At 41.2% G+C, this 17,562-nt stretch carries 18 protein-coding genes and 1 tRNA gene; 9 read left to right on the forward strand and 10 right to left on the reverse strand.

Annotated features, from left to right (window positions below):
• The first annotated feature begins 291 nt into the window (after positions 1 to 291).
• Positions 292 to 1,188 (forward strand): triphosphoribosyl-dephospho-CoA synthase, encoded by an 897-nt coding sequence (locus IJT21_01610; GenBank protein ID MBQ7576944.1) that lies wholly within the window; start codon positions 292 to 294, stop codon positions 1,186 to 1,188.
• A gap of 651 nt (positions 1,189 to 1,839) precedes the next feature.
• The gene (locus tag IJT21_01615) at positions 1,840 to 2,976 is read left to right on the forward strand and encodes a hypothetical protein (GenBank protein ID MBQ7576945.1); all 1,137 of its coding nucleotides are present in this window, start codon (positions 1,840 to 1,842) and stop codon (positions 2,974 to 2,976) included.
• A 178-nt stretch (positions 2,977 to 3,154) separates the two neighbouring features.
• On the opposite strand, the gene IJT21_01620 is transcribed toward IJT21_01615, so the two are convergent.
• From IJT21_01620 to IJT21_01630, 3 genes are all read right to left on the reverse strand, one after another.
• Complete coding sequence (locus tag IJT21_01620; protein MBQ7576946.1) at positions 3,155 to 3,601, reverse strand: Hsp20/alpha crystallin family protein; 447 nt, start codon at positions 3,599 to 3,601, stop codon at positions 3,155 to 3,157.
• Between the two features lie 116 nt (positions 3,602 to 3,717).
• Complete coding sequence (locus IJT21_01625) at positions 3,718 to 4,887, reverse strand: linear amide C-N hydrolase (protein MBQ7576947.1); 1,170 nt, start codon at positions 4,885 to 4,887, stop codon at positions 3,718 to 3,720.
• A 1-nt stretch (position 4,888) separates the two neighbouring features.
• Positions 4,889 to 5,158: a thioredoxin family protein gene (locus IJT21_01630; GenBank protein ID MBQ7576948.1), complete on the reverse strand. Its 270-nt coding sequence runs from the start codon at positions 5,156 to 5,158 to the stop codon at positions 4,889 to 4,891.
• 96 nt (positions 5,159 to 5,254) lie between these two features.
• On the opposite strand from IJT21_01630, the gene IJT21_01635 reads away from it, so the two are divergent.
• From IJT21_01635 to IJT21_01665, 7 genes are all read left to right on the forward strand, one after another.
• Positions 5,255 to 5,824, forward strand: a complete 570-nt coding sequence (locus IJT21_01635) for an isochorismatase family protein (protein ID MBQ7576949.1) — start codon at positions 5,255 to 5,257, stop codon at positions 5,822 to 5,824.
• Positions 5,821 to 5,910: a YcxB family protein gene (locus IJT21_01640; protein MBQ7576950.1), complete on the forward strand. Its 90-nt coding sequence runs from the start codon at positions 5,821 to 5,823 to the stop codon at positions 5,908 to 5,910. Before IJT21_01635 ends, IJT21_01640 begins: the two co-directional genes overlap by 4 nt.
• 1,539 nt (positions 5,911 to 7,449) lie before the next feature.
• Positions 7,450 to 8,178, forward strand: coding sequence for a hypothetical protein (locus IJT21_01645; GenBank protein MBQ7576951.1), 729 nt, complete (start codon positions 7,450 to 7,452; stop codon positions 8,176 to 8,178).
• 77 nt (positions 8,179 to 8,255) lie between these two features.
• Complete coding sequence (galE, locus tag IJT21_01650; GenBank protein MBQ7576952.1) at positions 8,256 to 9,245, forward strand: UDP-glucose 4-epimerase GalE; 990 nt, start codon at positions 8,256 to 8,258, stop codon at positions 9,243 to 9,245.
• A 3-nt stretch (positions 9,246 to 9,248) separates the two neighbouring features.
• Positions 9,249 to 10,493, forward strand: coding sequence for a diguanylate cyclase (locus tag IJT21_01655; GenBank protein ID MBQ7576953.1), 1,245 nt, complete (start codon positions 9,249 to 9,251; stop codon positions 10,491 to 10,493).
• A gap of 3 nt (positions 10,494 to 10,496) precedes the next feature.
• Positions 10,497 to 11,288 carry a ribosomal RNA small subunit methyltransferase A gene (gene rsmA, locus IJT21_01660; GenBank protein MBQ7576954.1) on the forward strand — a complete coding sequence of 264 codons (792 nt, stop codon included), beginning with the start codon at positions 10,497 to 10,499 and terminating at the stop codon, positions 11,286 to 11,288.
• Positions 11,289 to 11,435: 147 nt separating this feature from the next.
• A tRNA-Val gene (locus IJT21_01665) sits at positions 11,436 to 11,507 on the forward strand.
• Positions 11,508 to 11,568: 61 nt separating this feature from the next.
• Here IJT21_01665 and IJT21_01670 read toward each other — a convergent pair.
• From IJT21_01670 to IJT21_01700, 7 genes are all read right to left on the reverse strand, one after another.
• Entirely contained in the window at positions 11,569 to 13,461 is a 1,893-nt protein-coding gene (locus tag IJT21_01670; GenBank protein MBQ7576955.1) for a TerB N-terminal domain-containing protein, read from the reverse strand.
• Positions 13,462 to 13,484: 23 nt separating this feature from the next.
• Complete coding sequence (locus IJT21_01675; GenBank protein ID MBQ7576956.1) at positions 13,485 to 14,372, reverse strand: DUF2156 domain-containing protein; 888 nt, start codon at positions 14,370 to 14,372, stop codon at positions 13,485 to 13,487.
• 101 nt (positions 14,373 to 14,473) lie between these two features.
• Positions 14,474 to 14,767: an HU family DNA-binding protein gene (locus IJT21_01680; GenBank protein MBQ7576957.1), complete on the reverse strand. Its 294-nt coding sequence runs from the start codon at positions 14,765 to 14,767 to the stop codon at positions 14,474 to 14,476.
• Positions 14,768 to 14,841: 74 nt separating this feature from the next.
• The gene (locus tag IJT21_01685) at positions 14,842 to 15,735 is read right to left on the reverse strand and encodes a glycosyltransferase family 2 protein (protein MBQ7576958.1); all 894 of its coding nucleotides are present in this window, start codon (positions 15,733 to 15,735) and stop codon (positions 14,842 to 14,844) included.
• Between the two features lie 19 nt (positions 15,736 to 15,754).
• Positions 15,755 to 16,084 (reverse strand): hypothetical protein, encoded by a 330-nt coding sequence (locus IJT21_01690; protein MBQ7576959.1) that lies wholly within the window; start codon positions 16,082 to 16,084, stop codon positions 15,755 to 15,757.
• Between the two features lie 130 nt (positions 16,085 to 16,214).
• Positions 16,215 to 16,736 carry a glycosyltransferase family 2 protein gene (locus IJT21_01695; protein ID MBQ7576960.1) on the reverse strand — a complete coding sequence of 174 codons (522 nt, stop codon included), beginning with the start codon at positions 16,734 to 16,736 and terminating at the stop codon, positions 16,215 to 16,217.
• Between the two features lie 24 nt (positions 16,737 to 16,760).
• Complete coding sequence (locus tag IJT21_01700) at positions 16,761 to 17,528, reverse strand: CDP-alcohol phosphatidyltransferase family protein (protein ID MBQ7576961.1); 768 nt, start codon at positions 17,526 to 17,528, stop codon at positions 16,761 to 16,763.
• Between the last annotated feature and the right edge of the window lie 34 nt (positions 17,529 to 17,562).

Genomic DNA, 17,562 nt, shown 5'->3' on the forward strand with positions numbered 1-17,562 from the left:
GGGTGGGATCAACCAATTGTAATGAGCCAATATCTTAACATGTGATAATCGCTATTATGAGAAATAAACTTTTTTATTATTCGCGCTGCAAAGCATTAACGGGTGGGACTAGTGATTCAAACTCGGACTCAGAATCTATTGCATTAACCATCATAAATGACAATAAATTATTTCTTATGCAGTCAAAGGGACGGCCCCGATTGTAAAAAAGTTTTTCGCTTTTGACTTTGCTTGTATATAATAAAAACGTGTAAAATTATTCACATAAATTTTGCAGGAAGGTCATAAAACTTGAATGAATTATTTGTCTTCAACACAGCAAGACTCGCAGTAAAGTCAATCATAAAATTTGCGTCAGTCTACCCTAAGCCGGGATTAATTACGCCACTTGACAACAGCGCGCTTGATGGGACAGATTACCCAACTTTAATTGACGGTGCTATGTCATTATTTCAAGCGTTCGTAAATTTTGCTTCGTCCGGTGCAGATACTGAATCAATGAATCCTCAAGACTCTTTTACGATTCTGAAATCTTCTATACATATAGGAATAAATGACTCATTACGTGCGACTCGCGGTAAATTATCTATGAAGGGTCATGTTTTGTGCTTAGGACTCTTGACGGCTGCAGCTGGAAGGTTAATCAAGCAGAAAAGAATTTTGACTCCGGGAGCATTGACTCTCACTGCCTCATCATTTGCAAACGGCTTAATTGCTCGCGAACTATGGACTCTCGAAGAAAAACGCGGCACAAAAATTTTTTCTCAGGGTGAACGGGCTTATATTGCGTATGGTCTTGAAGGCTGCCGGGGTGAAGTTGAACACGGTTATAACATGACTCTTAAAGCGTTAGAAATCTTGCGAAGACTCGAGGCGACTCAGGGACAATTAGATTTTCGCGAGAGAGTTACTCATGCACTTATAGAAATTATGACAGAGAATCAAGACACTTGTTTAACTATCAACGAGGGCATAACAGGACTTATAAACGTTCAGAGAGAAGCAAAAGAAGTCATCAAGTCCGGCGGGATTCTAACATCAGAGGGCGTTGACGCAATTTTCAGGATGGACAAAAATTTACGTTCACGAGGTGCAGCTCCGGGGGGGAGTGCTGTTATTATGTCGAGTGCATTATTTATCAGCGGGCTTGCAAATATGAAATTGACTCGTTCGGGCTATGATGAATGACAAATTATACGCTTTATGACATAATATTTTAAAAATTTGCTCTTGATACACATGAGTCTAATTACAAAATTTTAATAGGGAAATTTTATTCATGATGAGGAAGCGGTTATTATTTGCCTTACTGTTTTTGCTTGTAGGTGCGTTGCCTGCCTGCGCGTCGTCAATGCTTTATACTTTCTCGTCGGGTGATATTTTGCTTACTAATGCGAATCCTGCGCCCACTTACGGATTAGGACGAATCGATTTTGACGAGATAACCGGCGAACCTGTGCCGACTGTCATACTTTCCGGCGATAACAGACAGCACGCGCTCGGAGAATTTACGCGCAATAATCAAAGGTATATTTACGACTCAAAAGTTCGTAAGCCCATTGAGAATATCACTTATTATGATGTCTATAATGCAACAAGCGGAATAGATAATAAACTTGTGAGAGATTTTACAATAAACGTGAATCTTAACCCGATAGCGTCATGTGATTTGACTCTTGCTCCTGATGCACAAGGTTATATTTACGCGATTCAAGATAATAATATTTTGACTCGTTATGACATGCTTAACTGGGGCGGAACTGTTACCGCTAGACTTGAAACCGGTTATAATGTTTACAGCCTCGTTGGACTGACTAATAACGCAAATTTTGTATATGTATGGTGTTCGCAGCGTTCAGCAATAAACGCGGACGGACTTATACTCCCGAAAAAAGCGATATTTACGTTTATGACACTGTCTCAAGAGATTCAGCGCAAATTATCAGGATTGATGAAGCAGCTAACCCGCCTTCATATAGTGTTATAGTTGTTATAGTAACAAGCAAAGACATTAACGCATGGAACATCGACAACGAGTCTCCGATTCCTGATAATAGAGGCGGATTTTATTTCGGTGCTTATTCCGGCGACATAAACGCAGTACCGGGCAGCAACACCAGCAAAGATTGTACAGTTTATCACTGGAACAACACGAAAAAATTAACGCAGACATCAGTTAAGAACGCACAGACAACAGCAGATCTTGTTATCGCTGAAGGACAGCACGCAGGAAAAATTGTTACATTCGTTTATGCGGCGGCTACAAATCTTAACAGCGATTTCAAAATAGAGAGCTACATCTGGGACGGCGTTAATAATGTTGATACACGAATTGATGACGGCACTATGATAGGTGCAGAGCTTGAGAAGCCATTTAATGACGGCAGCAACGGAATTTATTTCATGATGGAATTAACATTAGCATCAGAAGACTCTGACGCGCTTTGCCACTGGAACAACACAGAAGGCGTTAAAACAATTATGTCGTCAGATATGGAGCTTGAGGTCGAGAATCCCCCGTTAGATAACAATGTAGGATTTTATTTCGTCAATACAAATTTCCGCGCAGATTCTCCCGAAATTGTCTCAAAAGATGGTCAAATTACCGTTAGTGTAGACGTTGGCATGGTAAGTGTAGACATGAAACTTTATCATTGCACGGGCTGGACAACATATCCGCAAGTTGTGTGCGATCTTGGAGTCTTCCGCGCTCCTGCAAATGCTTTCGTAGGTGCAAGCAATGATTTCTTTATGGTCAGAGAGCTTGTACAGTGCGAAAATGGAATTTTAGAGGATCTCGAACACGATTTATTATTTGTCGGTGCAGGCCCTATCGGCGGAAGATTCAAGATGACAGTATTTGATTGGGACGAGACGACTCAGCCGAATCTAACGAATCAAAATATTATCGCTACATTTAATGATAGTGATTTAGGCGGTTATGTTGATGTTGCGACGGCGGTATTATTTGATTAGGAGAACAGTGGAAGTCCTAACGGTTCAGGCGGCTGTAATTCCGGAATGTTTGGTATTATTGCGCTTGGTCTTGCAGGGTTAATCGCACTTAGGAAGAAATAAATTATTGCGATAAATAAAAATTTTAGGGCGATGGAGGATATTTGAATCTGTCGCCCTTTTTTGTGAAATTTTTTCTTTATGCTTCACTGGTAATGCTTACTTTTTTGTGAGCTTTGTCTTGACTCTTCTCGTTTACTTCAATAGTGAGAACACCATTTTTGAATGATGCCTTTGCGCTTTCGGGGTCAGCTTCTACAGGGAATGAGATAACGCGCTCAATTTTTCCCCAGCTTCTTTCGCTCCTGAAATAGCTTTTATCGTCTCCGCCCTCTTTTGACTCTGACTTTTTCTCCGCTGAAAGAGTCAATCTGTCCGAATAAACGTGTAATTCTACATCATCGGGGTTAATGCCGGGTAATTCAGCCTCTGCGAAAATTTTTCCGTCCCTGCGGTATAAATCAACTTTTGCGCCAAAACCTGACATATTAAAATCTTCTCCCGCAAAAAACGGTTTCATGAACGAATCAAACATATTTTCAGGATCCATCATTCTCATAGCAGGATAAAATCTTTCTCTTAACATTGTAATTATCTCCTTTGTTATCAATTATCAAATTTTTCTGCCGCTGTGAGTCTCTTATCTCTCAACGACGCGAAAATTATAATACTGACATTTAATAACTAAATCAGAAATTTTACTTATTTTGACTTTTTGCCGGTAACGTCAAATTTATATGCTTTCTCGTAATTTTGGAACGGCCACACAGTAAGAGTCTTTTGCCTGTTATTATAAATTGCGCTGTATTGAGTCATTGATATTCCTGTAGGCTTTGTCATGGGATTCTGTGCGACGCTTTGAAGGATAACGAGAGCTGCCGACTCTGACATTTGAGTTACCCCCGTTTGATTATCTCTGAATCTTTCGAGCTGGCTTGCAATCGTGATAAATCTATTATAGCCGTGTCCATAGCCGAATTTGTAAATAGATTTTCCGGTTTTGTCGGTGAATAATTTTGCTTTCTCGCGGAGATTCCCGTTTTTGTAATAAGAGTCTTCAATGTCGTCATAAGCTAGATAAAAATTTGTTGCAATGTCTGAACTTATCACGGAAATTATATTATTTCTGCTCTCGATTACTGCGTGATTGCCGATTGAGTCACTCACGAATAAATGCTCGTTCTGCCAGTCTTCGGGAGAAAGAATTTTATTTGAGAACGCTTTATTAATGGCCTCGTACACGTTTGCGCAGTCGTCGAGAATGTAACGCAGTAAAATACTTGATCCGGCGGGAATTTTTGCGGGGTGGTCTCCTGATTTGATGTCAACTCTCATTATTGCAGCAAATAAACCTTTTTCGTTAATGCCGTCCATGCATTCATATGGAAGAGTGTCTAAAATTTTCATGTCAAAACCTGATTTGCTCGGCCCCTTTGCGCGTAAAAATTTATTGTCAGGGTCGCACCAGATTGCGTCGGCTACTGCGATTGACTCGTATTTTCCTGAAGGTTTGCAGTGAAGAATGATATTGAGTCCCGTTAAAGTTTGGTCATCTTTCGAGATTCTGTGCGGATAGTCGTAATTATGTGCTGAAATTGGGTCGCCTTGCAGATTACGAGTGAAAAACGCCGAACAGCCGTGATTAATATTTTCGTCGCTTGAGATTAACGCATTAATAATTTCAGGTTTGTAATAATCGCCGGTGTAATTCATGTAATATAAATAGCCTTCACGATCAAGTCTGCGGAAATCATTGCGTGATTCAATTGAGTAAATTATGAATCCTACGCAAATAAGGAACCACAATATCATATAAGATAGACAAATTTTATAGAATCTGTCAGACCGCTTTATTTTCTCGTTAATGTTCATATTAATTTGCTGCCTCAAAAACTTTTTTCACGTTCGCAAAGCACTCTTGTTTTGACTCGCCTCTATGAGACTCATAAATTTTTTTGCCGTCAACGAACATAGAAGGCACGAAGTAATAATCATATTTTGCTGAAATTTCCGGATGCTTGTTCTCGTCAACCCATTCAATATTGACGTTATAATCTGCTGATAATTCTTTCACGGCCTCGCGGGCTTGTTTACAGTACGGGCAGCCTTCAATGAAGAACGCTAAAATTTTTTTCTCTGACATTATGATAAATCCCCCTGATTATGTTTTGTTTGATAGTATATAATAAACTTTAAATTTTCACTAAGCTGCAAATTATTATTTAGGAGGTCAATTTTTGTGCAGAAATCAATTAAAGCGCGCTCATCGTTCCTGTTAATGATAGATATTCAGGAAAAATTAATGCCCGCTATTTACAATAAAGACGAGATAATAACTAATTCAATCAAGCTGCTTACGGCTGCAAATGAGCTTTCAGTGCCGGTTATCGCAACAGAACAATATCCAAAGGGTATAGGCTCAACTTTGGGCGAGTTAAAAAATTTGCTCCCTGAGTCAACTCCCATAATCAGCAAAACTGAATTTTCCTGCTGTGAGGCTCAAACGTTTGGCGATGAATTTCTAAATATGAACTTCAACGCAGGCACAAGAGACACGGCGGTTTTATTCGGGGTTGAGACTCATATTTGCGTGCTTGCAACGGCGATAGATTTAATCAGCAAATATAATTTGAACGTTGTAATAGCTGCTGATTCGTGCGGAAGTCGGAGCGAAAAAAATCACCTTCTTGCACTTGACGCAGCGAGATCAATGGGCTGTCTTGTTGTTCCCGTCGAGACAGTAATTTATCATATGCTTGAGAGGGCCGGCACACCGCAATTTAAATCACTTCTGCCGATGTTTAAATAATATCTTGGCCAGAAATAGAAAAATTTTGCTCTTCGGGGCATTACTATTTTATTTATATTTCAGGGGAGCAGGGAGTCACGGATTAATTGACCCGGTCGAGGGCGTTAATGCGTCTGTAGCTTTGCATATGAGTGCGGGAGGAAGTTATTTTTTGCCGAAAATGGGCGAGATTCTCACTGCTGGGCGTTCTCTCGGTACTTGGTGGCTTGAGGCTTTAGCGTTAAAAATTTTCGGGTGGAGTGAGTTTGCTGTTAGATTTTGGTCGACTCTTGCGGGCTTGGGGATTGTTGCGGCTTCTGTCTTGTCTGCGCGTCAAAACGATGAAGACTCAGAGCGTAAAGGCTGGCTTGCTGCTGTAATTTCTGCGAGTATGAGCGTTTGTTTTGTCTCTGCACAAATTGCTTCGTCGAATGCGATTTATTCATGTTTGACGGGATTTGCGATGACGGGAATAATTTTATCGCAAAGAAATAAAAATTGGCTGATTCTCTCACATGCTGTATCGTCATTTGCTTTTATTGCTCATGGGCCTGAAGGAATAATTTTCACGTGGCTTGCTGTAATTTCATATAGTGTTTTGTGTGATGACTGGGATTTGCTGAAGGATTATTTTACTTGGCCTGCTGGAACGATAACGGGCGTAATAATTTCGGGATTCTATCTCGTCATGATAATAGCGTTGAATCCTAATTTATTATATTTCATGACATTTCAGAATCAAATTTATTCGTTCGGGGGCATTGTGGGAGCGGTAATTTTTGCATTTATCGCATTTGCACCATTTCACGGTTTTATTATTCGTGCGGTACGAGAAATTTTGCCGAGTGAATATCCTGCAGAGAGGAGCACCGAAATTTTTATGCTGGTCTGGGCGGGAGTTTTTTTTCTGGGTGCAGTGCTTGAGGGCGATGTTATGTCGCTTGCGTCGTGTGTTCCGGCGTTAAGTGCTATTGTTGCTAGAAGGCTTGACTCGTGGCTTGAGCAGGAAAAATTATTTTCTCTCCGTGAAGCTGTCATGATAAATACTTTAATACTTGTTCCGGCGTTGTTTATAATTCTGCCGTTCTTTACCGTAAAATTTCCAGTTATGGGAGCGTCTTTAATGTCATTGATTCCGTGGCTGATTCTGACGGGATTATTTTTGCTTGCCTGCTGGTATTACACGAGGACTCGTCAAATTAAAAAATGGGTTCGCAATGTCTCGGCGGCGGCGTTGCTGTGTTTAATGCCATTGTCGGGCGTATTTAATCTCACGAGCGAAATTTATTCAATTGATGAAATAGGCTTAAAGCTGCGGGATTTAGCGCAGGGCACTGACAGAATCATTCAATACGGCGTAAATTACCAGTCTATATATTTCTACACGTTCAGAAATTCTGAATTAATAGAAGCTCCATTAACGGCAGGTGTCGACGATTGGCAGTTTACGACAAATTCAGAGAGATTAAATTCTTTATGGTCAGGCAGTGAAAGAGTTTTTCTGATAATGGCAGCAGGGACTCACCCGAATAATTTTTTGCCGGGCAATAATATATTTCACATTTTGGACGCTCAGGGGATGACGTTACTTAGCAATAAGTGATTTATAATGATAATATATTCATGAAAGAGGGATTTGCACATAAATGAAGCTGAAATTTTTTGCAGTAGTTCTCGTAATATTAATTTTTTCGCCGGTTGCTTACTCCGGTGAAGCAGTCAATCAAGATAAAGATATTCATTCTGTTGTAGGCGGTTTATATGCGCTGTCTGCTGCGGTGAGTCTTAATAATAACTCTAACCCCGAAATAAATATTTTGCGCCGTTATTTCATGAGTACTCCGGAAAATGCCAGAGTCGAACGCGTAAATAATTCTATCTGGGTAGGAGTTCCCGTCGGCAAGTTCTCGAATGCAAGACACTTTTTGCGCTCAAATGCTCCCGCACTGGGAATCACTGACTCGCCTGAAGGTTATTCATGGATGGGCGGAGATTTTGCGTGGCTGAAGGCTGCTGATATTTCCGGAAAGAAAATAAAATTTTTGACTCTCAAAGCCTCGAAGGGTTCAGGCACTGACTCAGGAATAATTTTTTTGACGACTCACGGCCAAGACTCATGGTGGCAGGCAAACCCGGCATTTACAAAGCAGGCCATTAACGCAATATTAAACAAGTACGAAGCTAAAGACGCTCCGACACTCCACGCCCCGGCAGGTTCAGCAGTCAGCATTTATGAATCAGTCAAGCCCGCACCAGTTGCAAAGCCCGGAAAAATGCACGTTGGCGGAAAATCAAGCGCTGATATGTCAATTGAAGTCGGCGATGTTATGTTTAGTCCGATTCCACGTGTAGGCGGGTCAAATAATAGTTTTTAAGATTTTATGCCAGTGTTAATTTGCGATTTTGGCTGTTATTGTTTGCATTATATTAAATATTTAGGAGGTAAATTTTTATGTCAGTATTAATTTGCGGAGGAGCCGGCTATGTAGGCTCACACAACGTCAGAGCTTTTCAGGCTCACGGCGAGGATGTAATAATAATAGACAGCTTAGAACTCGGCCATAAAGAGTCAATTCCTGAAGGCACAAAATTTTATCAGGGTGATATTCGTAACGGTGAATTGCTTGACAAAATTTTCAGCGAGAACAAAATCGATTCCGTTATTCATTTCTGCGCATATTCCTTAGTGGGAGAAAGCGTCAAAGCACCATTAAAATATTTTAACAACAACGTCGGCGGTATGATTAGCTTATTAGAGGCAATGCAGCGCAATAATATCGATAAAATAATTTTCTCGTCAAGTGCTGCAACCTACGGAGAACCCAAACGAGTCCCCATCTTAGAAACCGACGAGACCAACCCGACAAACCCTTATGGCGAAAGCAAACGCATAATGGAAAAAATGATGCACTGGGTAAGCCTTCAACACGGAATAAAATACGTCTCATTACGTTATTTCAACGTTGCAGGAGCTTGGCACGACGGGACAATCGGCGAAGATCACAGGAACGAGACTCACTTAATTCCGCTAATTTTGCAGGTACCATTAGGAAAACGCGATCACGTTACTGTTTACGGCGACGATTACCCGACTAAAGACGGCACTTGTATACGCGATTATATTCATGTTGAAGATTTAGCGAAGGCTCATATTTTAGCACTCGAATATTTGCGTAACGGCGGAGAAAGCACTATTTTCAATCTCGGCAGCGGAGACGGTTACTCAGTTATGGAAATGATTAATGCCGCAAGAAAAGCAACCGGACTCGATATTCCCGTTGAAATCGGCGCAAGAAGACCGGGCGACCCTGCAAGATTAATCGCTGACAGCACAAAAGCTCACGAGATTTTACACTGGCAGCCCGAAATTACAAAAATGGAAGATATTATTGCAACCGCTTGGAAGTGGCACAAATCTCACCCGAACGGTTATGCGTCTTAAATCATGACTATATGGAGCGGAGTTCTTGACAGCTGCCCCGGCCTTTTATGCTGCGTCGTAAATATTAAGGGGAGATTAATTCACGCGACAAACGGTTATAAGTCTGCTGCTTTGCGGTTGTTCGGACATAAGTGCGAGACCGGGAGCAATTATCCGCCTATGATTACGGATTTAGATAGAGCTTTGCACGATTTATTAATGGCTGCATGTCTGGGAAACACTGACGCTATAGAAGTAAGCGAGGAAAATAAAATTTGGGAAATTACAGCTTCTCCCCTTAAAGTTGAACCGGACGGAATTGTCGGTGTAGTCATGCGCATTACTCCCAGCGTAAATAATCAAGATCGGCCCGCAATTATTCAAAGCAACCCGGATATATTAAACTCTGTACCGTTTAGAGCAGGAGTCGTTGACATGGATGGAGTCTTTCTCGCTGTAAATAAATTCTTGGCCTCGTCCGCTGAAATCAATTTTGCAGGAGAAAATATTATTAATCTCGTCGATGATGAAGAAATCGGCTCACAGCTCGCGGAAATAATTAATAATCGCGCAGGACAGCTTGAATGCAGAATGTTCGCGATAAAAGGAGAACAAAATTTTTTCTCGTTCAGCGACTCAGATTATCTCGACAAGGAATTTAACGCAATCCCCAGCAAAGAGCCTGAAGACAGAATTATTAATATTCATGCAAGCCCTATCGACTGGAACGGATCAGACGCTGTTATGCTGACATTTGAGGACGTTACTAATTTCAGGAAAACAAGAGAACAGCTGCGAAAAATTTTGACGTTCGAGAATCATACGAATCTGCTCAATAAACGCGGGCTCGAACATGCAATTTTGCGCGAGTTATCAAGCACAATAAAAGAGTCAGGCTATCTGAGTCTCATAATTCTTAATATCGATAACTTGAAGCAGATAAACGAGTCTGACGGTTACATGTCGGGAAATAGAATCATGCGCGATTTCGTTAATGGAATGCAAAAAATTTTGTCCCGCCGCAGTAAAAGCACTCTAGGACGCTGGAGCACTCACGAGTTTATGATTTTGTCTGATTGTTCGGGAGCGTCTGCCGTTACTATCGCTGATGAGATTCGCAATAGATTCGACAGAGTCAAATTAAGTGCGGGGGTCGCTGACTTAAATTCAGGGATTTATCCGGGCGTCCATGAATTTATCGGGGCTGCTTATGACGCAATGACTCAAGCAATAAAATCTGGCGGAAATAAAACAGTTTTAGCGCGTTAAATTATGATAAAGACTCTAAAACGTTTCGGGCAGAATTTCTTAATCGACAAAAATATTTTAGCTTTCATCATAACGCGTGCAGGTTTAAGCGAGTCAGACTGTATTCTCGAAATAGGCGCAGGAGAAGGAGTCTTGACTCGTGAGATTCTCGCAAAAAAAGTTAAATGCCTTCACACTATAGAAATTGACGAGAGATTAAAGCCTTCACTTGAAGAAATTGCGGTAAATAATCCCGCTTTAAATCTTCACTGGGGCGACGCAGTAAAATTTGATTATGACTCATTGAGGCCGTTTCCTAATAAAGTCGTCGCAAATATCCCGTACAATATTACAACGCCTTTAATACGCGAATTAATAAAATATCCGGAAATAAAATATTACTTGCTCATGTTACAGAAAGAGTCAGCCGAACGAATCACGGCCAAGCCCGACACTAAAGCGCGTTATCCTTTGGGCGTAATTATTGAGTCAATGGGGCGCGCAGAAATTGTGCACAGGGTCTCGCGAAATTGCTTTAAACCTGTTCCGAAAGTTGACTCGGCACTCGTTGAGATCGTGATAAATAAAAATTTTGAGCTTGCAAGAGATAATTTATTCAGCGATTTATTACACAAAGGATTTGCGCACAGACGGAAGACTCTATTAAATAATTTGCGGGGATTCATGAATATTGAAGATTGGCGGGAGATTCTGAAAGATTCTGCGAGTTTGAGAGCTGAAGATTTGACGTGCGAAAAATGGCTTGAAATTTATCGTGATTTGACAGCTCACATAATTCCGATCCTATGCAGTTAATTTATCGCGCGAATACGTTCGTTCTGCCCACCCACCCACCCGAATTTAAGGGGTAGCGCGAATGTGCAAAAGTTTACTGGAAAATTTATCGTGATTTGACAAAACTGTAAAATTTGGTATTATACAAGGCGTTTTGCCAATCTGGCCGGGTGGTTAGTTCAGAGGTAGAACGCTTCCTTGACACGGAAGAGGTCAGAAGTTCGATTCTTCTATCACCCATAGCAAATAAATACTCCTTCGATAAATAAAATTGTCGGAGGAGCTTATTTTTTCCTGCAAATTAATTATTCTTGAACAAAAGAGTCATGAGCTTCAAAACGTCGCGGCCTCTTTCCTTTGTTGATTTCTTTAATTCGTCTGGGGGGATTTCTTCATCTTCGCGCAGTCTCAAGACTTCACACACGATCGAATTAACTTCGGGATTATCCTTGAAATCAGGCAGAAAACTTACAGCATCAAGCAATAAATTTTTCACGCTCTTACGTTCAGAGTCAGACAGCCAAGCGCACATAAATTCGCCGTAATAATCGGGCCCGTATTGAGTCGGCGAGTCAAGCGGCTTTTGTGCCTCTAACCTGATATTATCGTCCTCTGTCAACGCAAAAAAATCGTTCATTCGCTGTCTTAACGGCTCAAATATTCTATCTTCATCGACTGCAACGGACGCGCAAATAAATTCAAGCATGAAAGAAGCTACTCTATAACTTTGCGATAACTGCGTGCCCGGTTTAAGCTCAAGAAATAAAATTTTGTCGTCCCAGTGATAATCTCGTCCGGAAATTCCTAAATCGGGGACAATCTGCCAGCCTTCAACTTGTGCGGTGTCAACTATTGCTTTGCGTTCTTTGCCGGTTAATTTTACGTCGGGCGAGGTGTTGAACTTGAATAATTTTCCGAGATCGCCAAGAGTCGCAATTAATGGAAGTTCGCTTCCTTCCGGCCTTAGAGTCTTTATGAACGCTTCAAAGTCGGGGCGGTCCTCAAGATTCGCTAAATCAGGTACAATTTCGGCGGGTTTATTTGCAGTCAGGAAAACTTCCCACGAGTCTAATAACGGCTTGAATATCGTTAAATCCTTAAAGAAGTCGGGAACTTCTACAGTTTCGCTATCTTTCTTGCCGAGCTTTATAGACGGGTTATTCGGCGTGTAAGAAACTTTATAAACGTCTTGAGGCTTCGAGAGCACTAAACCGCCCTTGCATAATTCTTTATAGATCGGCGTAAATTTCTGCAGCGCTTCATCAGAATGAGGCAGCCAAGGTGTATTTTCACGGTGCAAATGCTGTGATGTCCTCGCAACAGTAAACGCTACAGCACTTGGAAGAGGCAGCATTGAATTAGCGTAAGAGTTCAGCAAAATATCAAGCAAGCCCTCAGGAACAACTAATAAACGTTTGCAGAAATTCAATAAATCTTCGTCGGGCAGCCAAATTTTTATAGCAAGCCACGTCATGAAAGTTATTATATTGTCCGCTAAGACCTGCCAGCGCATTAGAGGCAGCAATCTAAACACTTCATTTATGCATATGCCCAAGTCTAATTTATCAACTATTGTGCGTCGTTCAATGCCGTAAAGCCATATCGTTGGGTAGCAAATGTGTAAAGGCGGTTGGATTCTTGCACCTGACAGCCACGTTAAATAAATTCCGCGTTGTAATGCAGTCATTGAAGCGTAAGACTCTGCACCTTCTGCGGGTAAATTTTCGCCGGGCTTGGGAAATTCTATCGGCAAAGTTACATCAATGCACGATGGCTCAGGGGTTGCGCATTCTCCATTTGACCAATAAGCAACAGGACCGGGAACGACCATATTATCAATTTGTATAGATCCTGCCCGGCCGCACCAGCGTAATAAATTCGATTGTGCCTGCGCTTTTTTCTTAGGTTCGCTCGATAGTCCATAGGGTGACTCTTCTCCTGCGGGCGCGTGTGCTGAATATGTAGCACCTGCAACTGTGTCAGCGTCAGTTACAGGACGTGCAGACAAAACAAATCCGCCTTCATCAGTGTCTTGATTCTCGTCGGGCAAATCAAGCGACTCGGGGTCTTCCACTACAACGGGGGCAAGTTCTTCGCTTTCATTCTGCGAGTCATTAGTTGAAGTTTTTGACTGCTGACGTAAAAACGCTCCTACAGCAAGAGCCACGAACAAGCCTATTACTAGATAAATCATTGTGAGATTCTCGCCTGCTTTCGTTATAAAATTTCCAGCTGATATTTTTCTAACATCATGACGGGATTATATGACAATTTCGCCTCTCTGAGTCCAGGTTCGCCCATGTCTTCCTCTCTGTTAATAAATTCGTAGGTTTTCGCTAAATTCTTGAGGAACAAAAAATTTATTGCTTGATAACTTCCGGCATATTCAGCAAAGGCCTTCTCAAAGCAGACATCTAAATTTTGCGGGTCTAATTCCTGCGCGATAGTGTAAGCGATTATTTTATCGTCAACTTTTATCAGACCGCCGGTGAAATTAAATTCTTCCCAGTGATTTAATGCTTCCTTTATTGCTAAGTCTTCATCTAAGAGTGAGGCTGCTTCGTCCTGGTTGAGAGTCGAGTCTCTGTGAATCCTCCAGCGTTCTTGAAATTCCATGACTGAGTCAAAATCTTCGGGCTTCATCGCGTAATAATCCCATTCGTAGCCGTCAAGAAAAGTTCTGACTCTGTTGCGTTTATGTGCAAAGGCTTTACCCTTGAGCGAGATTAAATCTTTGCATGAATAAATATATTCGTCCTGATCGCGGTCTTTAGTGAAGCGCAGATTTTCACGTGAGTCCAATAAATTTTTTAAATCGCTTGGAACGTCATAGATTATATTTCCTGAGTCAAATTGCGATAACTCCGAGTCCCAGTCAATATTTTTATCGCGCCAATTTCCGCACGGTCCGAAATATCCGGGGATGGGGCCTCCTGATCTGAACCAAATTAAATTTTGCGGACTGAATGCGATTTCAATCGGGTAAGCGTTCCTCCATGCCCATAAGCAAAAAAATGAGTATTCTGCATAATGAACCGGCGAGTCATGATAATAGCGCGTATAAATTTCTTTGTCCTGCCATTGTAACGGCCTAAAGTCGAGCATTTATATAAATTCCCTTCGTTGAGTGATAAAAATTTTATACTACAAAAAAAGCGGCTCTCATGTAACAAAAGCCGCCTGTTAATAAATCAATACCAGAAAAATTATTTGCTGATAGGAGCGTCAATAACTTTGTCCTTCAGATCTTTGCCGGGTCTGAATAACGGGACTTTCTTTGCCGGGATATGAACAACTTTTGTAGGATCTTGAGGATTGCGTCCTTCTCTCGCGGCTCTCTCTTTGACTTCAAAAACGCCGAAACCTACAAATGTGCAGCGGTCTCCCTTGGCAAGTGCGCCTTCTATTTCCTTGAATACTTCATCAACGACGGGAGCAACATCTTTTTTGCGCATATTAAGTTTTGTAGTGATAGCGTCAATAAGTTCTGCTTTAGTCATGATTTACACCTCCTGATTAAACTTTTCTGCATTGTATCAGCTTTTATGAATTATGCAAGAGATTCACGGGCATTTTACAAGGATTCTTGCATATTTTCATCAAATAGGCACAAATAAGCGCGTCTTGCTTTGGCTCGTTCGTCCCTGTGCTGCCATAAAAGACGGAAAAATTTAATTGCTCCTGTTATGCCATGCTTGAATATCATATAAGGCACGTACAAAATATCAGGCCTGATAAATTGCTTGAGTCCTAATTTGCGATAAAAGCCGTTTTGTTTCTGCCTGCACAAATAAAATTCAAATTCGCGTTCTATAGACCTTTTTTGACGTGTAATGCTGCTTGGATTTTCTGTAATATAATACAGGGCATCGGGAATAACTTTGAAATTTTTGACATGCAGGCCGATTTGATATGTGTAGAATGTATCATCATTAACGCCGTTGACCTCAAATTTTATGTTATGTTCTCTGATGAATGACATTTTGACGAGCTTATTAACGGGATTCATGTTCCTAAACTTTATAAGAATTTCCGTATTATGATTTGCGTTTTTCAGGTAAGCCTTCACAGATTCATTGCCTAAAATTTTAACATTTTTCTCTGTGCCGTCAGAGTTTATAACCTTCATACAGAAAAACAGGCAGTCAATTTCTTCACCGCCTGTATATTTGTCGAAAATTTCAAAGGCTTTCGGCGCAAATTCGTCATCTGCATCAGCTGCGATAAAATATTTTCCTTCTGCGCGTTCGAGTCCTTTATTGCGTGCGTGCCCTGAGTTGACGTGTTCGAGAAAGAGAATATCTAAATTTTTGTGCGTTAAAGTCTTGAGTATCTCGACATTTTCTATATTGCTTCCGTCGTCTGCTATTATAACTTGAATATCTTCACGTTCGGGAATACTTGCCAGCATTCTCCGCAAAAGTTCCGCGCTGTTGTAATGCGGAATAACAACAGAATATTTATACATTGTACCTCCGATAAAATTTTTAGCTTCTCATCTGCCACCTCCTGTAAAGACCGGCGAACAGGTGAAAAATCTCCGGCCCTGAGTAGCTTAATAATGCCGCGAGTCTTTCGCGTTTTCTTGCGTGAGAGTCAAATATTACGGTTTTGCGGTACTTTGTCATTTCCTGCCAGACCTGCATACGTTCATGTTTTAACGCTCGTGGAATTTGGAAATATCCGACTCTGTTCATACTGAATGCACGTGAAGCGGCGGCCTTCTCAAGCTCAGGGAAATTTTCTTTGATATCGCTATACAGTTTTTGTGATACAGGAATGCAAGAAAGCATTTTGGGTGTGTAGCTTTGTCTCATGGTGCTGCCGAAATAAACACGGTATAAATATAATTTCTCCGTTGTATAAGCTACTCGATCACATTCACTGATAAAACGATATGTAGTAGCAAGATCCTCGTAAATTAATCCGACGGGGAATCTTACATTCTCAACAACCTTTCGCTTGAATAATTTGCAGTGGGGCCCAGTATGTGGAGCTTTGCAGGACTGATACAGGAGTCCTCGTATAATTTCTTGAGGCGGTAGACAAAATGTTTCGATTTGATTCTGTTGCCCCCCCCCCCCCCTCGTGCAAATTACTGAATTTCACAACAGAACAAGCAGACATATCAGAGTCGTAGTCTTTCAAGAGCGAAAATAACTTTTCGACATAATTAATTTTTGCTATGTCGTCGCTGTCAATGAACGTAATATAATCGCCTCTGCACCTGTCAAGACCGTAATTTCTTGCGTGTGCCTGGCCTTTATTTTCTGTGTGATAAACGGTTATCCGCGAGTCTTTGCGTGCATATTCCTCGCAGATTTCCCCGCTTTTGTCCGGTGAGCCGTCGTCGACAAGTATTATTTCGAGATTCGTATATGTCTGATTGATTATGCTGTCTAAGCAGTCTCGTAAATAATTCTCAACTTTATAGACTGGCACAATTACGCTGACTAATTCATTATTCAAATTTGTAAATTCCTCCTCAATAAATCACAATTTCAGAGTGAAATTTCTATAACGCATAGCCCTTAACGTGTAAAGACTTATAAATACAACCGCACCGCCGCCATAATAAAGCAGCATATAAATTATTATCAGGTCGAGAGCATTAAATATCGCAGCCAACAAAATCAATAACGGCAAAATTCCGCCGATGCCCGGTTCTTGTTCGAGCCTTACACGGAGACTCCCGGAATTTTCGTGATCCGTCCGTTTTTCGTGATGAGCCGGAATAATATTTTTGTCAGAGAGTTCACGCGCTACATTTTGATATTTCTGGTAAATCAAACGCGTTAATGTATCACAGCTCGAAGCAATTGCTCCCGCGAAAATAAAATAAGGATTACTGCAAGAATCTAATACCCCCCCCCCCTTAGTATAAAATACTGATGTCCCGATACATACTCCCAGAAAAGCAACAAGAGTGTAACTGCTCTCAGCGTCAACAAATTCACCAAATGCCTGAGCCTTTACACAACGCGCTAAATTTCCGTCAGTGCAGTCAAGAAGCAGCCAGCAAGAAATTAATAACGCGCCTATAATATTACACTCCCAGCGGCCAAATAAAAACATTGAACATGCAAGAAGCCCGACAAAAGTCGAGAACACTGACACAGAATTTGCTGATATTCCATGATTGGCGCAAAAACTCGCAGTATAAAACGATAATGGCCGATAAAAAATTTTTAGCAGTATAGGATCTTTGCGCCTCTTCCATTCGGGTAAATTATCCCTGAAAAATTTTGCAGTATATCGCATTATAAATATCTCCTTGTGTTAGTTAATCTGAAAT

The sequence above is a fragment of the Synergistaceae bacterium genome, assembly GCA_017443945.1.
In the GTDB taxonomy this organism is placed as follows: Bacteria; Synergistota; Synergistia; order Synergistales; family Aminobacteriaceae; genus JAFUXM01.

Excerpts from the sequence above, each read along its gene's own strand:
- IJT21_01615 (MBQ7576945.1), top strand. The coding sequence starts at position 1,840 with ATGGTGTTCGCAGCGTTCAGCAATAAACGCGGACGGACTTATACTCCC.
- IJT21_01620 (MBQ7576946.1), bottom strand. The coding sequence starts at position 3,601 with ATGTTAAGAGAAAGATTTTATCCTGCTATGAGAATGATGGATCCTGAA.
- IJT21_01625 (MBQ7576947.1), bottom strand. The coding sequence starts at position 4,887 with ATGAACATTAACGAGAAAATAAAGCGGTCTGACAGATTCTATAAAATT.
- IJT21_01630 (MBQ7576948.1), bottom strand. The coding sequence starts at position 5,158 with ATGTCAGAGAAAAAAATTTTAGCGTTCTTCATTGAAGGCTGCCCGTAC.
- IJT21_01645 (MBQ7576951.1), top strand. The coding sequence starts at position 7,450 with ATGAAGCTGAAATTTTTTGCAGTAGTTCTCGTAATATTAATTTTTTCG.
- galE (MBQ7576952.1), top strand. The coding sequence starts at position 8,256 with ATGTCAGTATTAATTTGCGGAGGAGCCGGCTATGTAGGCTCACACAAC.
- IJT21_01655 (MBQ7576953.1), top strand. The coding sequence starts at position 9,249 with ATGACTATATGGAGCGGAGTTCTTGACAGCTGCCCCGGCCTTTTATGC.
- rsmA (MBQ7576954.1), top strand. The coding sequence starts at position 10,497 with ATGATAAAGACTCTAAAACGTTTCGGGCAGAATTTCTTAATCGACAAA.
- IJT21_01670 (MBQ7576955.1), bottom strand. The coding sequence starts at position 13,461 with ATGATTTATCTAGTAATAGGCTTGTTCGTGGCTCTTGCTGTAGGAGCG.
- IJT21_01675 (MBQ7576956.1), bottom strand. The coding sequence starts at position 14,372 with ATGCTCGACTTTAGGCCGTTACAATGGCAGGACAAAGAAATTTATACG.
- IJT21_01680 (MBQ7576957.1), bottom strand. The coding sequence starts at position 14,767 with ATGACTAAAGCAGAACTTATTGACGCTATCACTACAAAACTTAATATG.
- IJT21_01685 (MBQ7576958.1), bottom strand. The coding sequence starts at position 15,735 with ATGTATAAATATTCTGTTGTTATTCCGCATTACAACAGCGCGGAACTT.
- IJT21_01690 (MBQ7576959.1), bottom strand. The coding sequence starts at position 16,084 with ATGAGACAAAGCTACACACCCAAAATGCTTTCTTGCATTCCTGTATCA.
- IJT21_01700 (MBQ7576961.1), bottom strand. The coding sequence starts at position 17,528 with ATGCGATATACTGCAAAATTTTTCAGGGATAATTTACCCGAATGGAAG.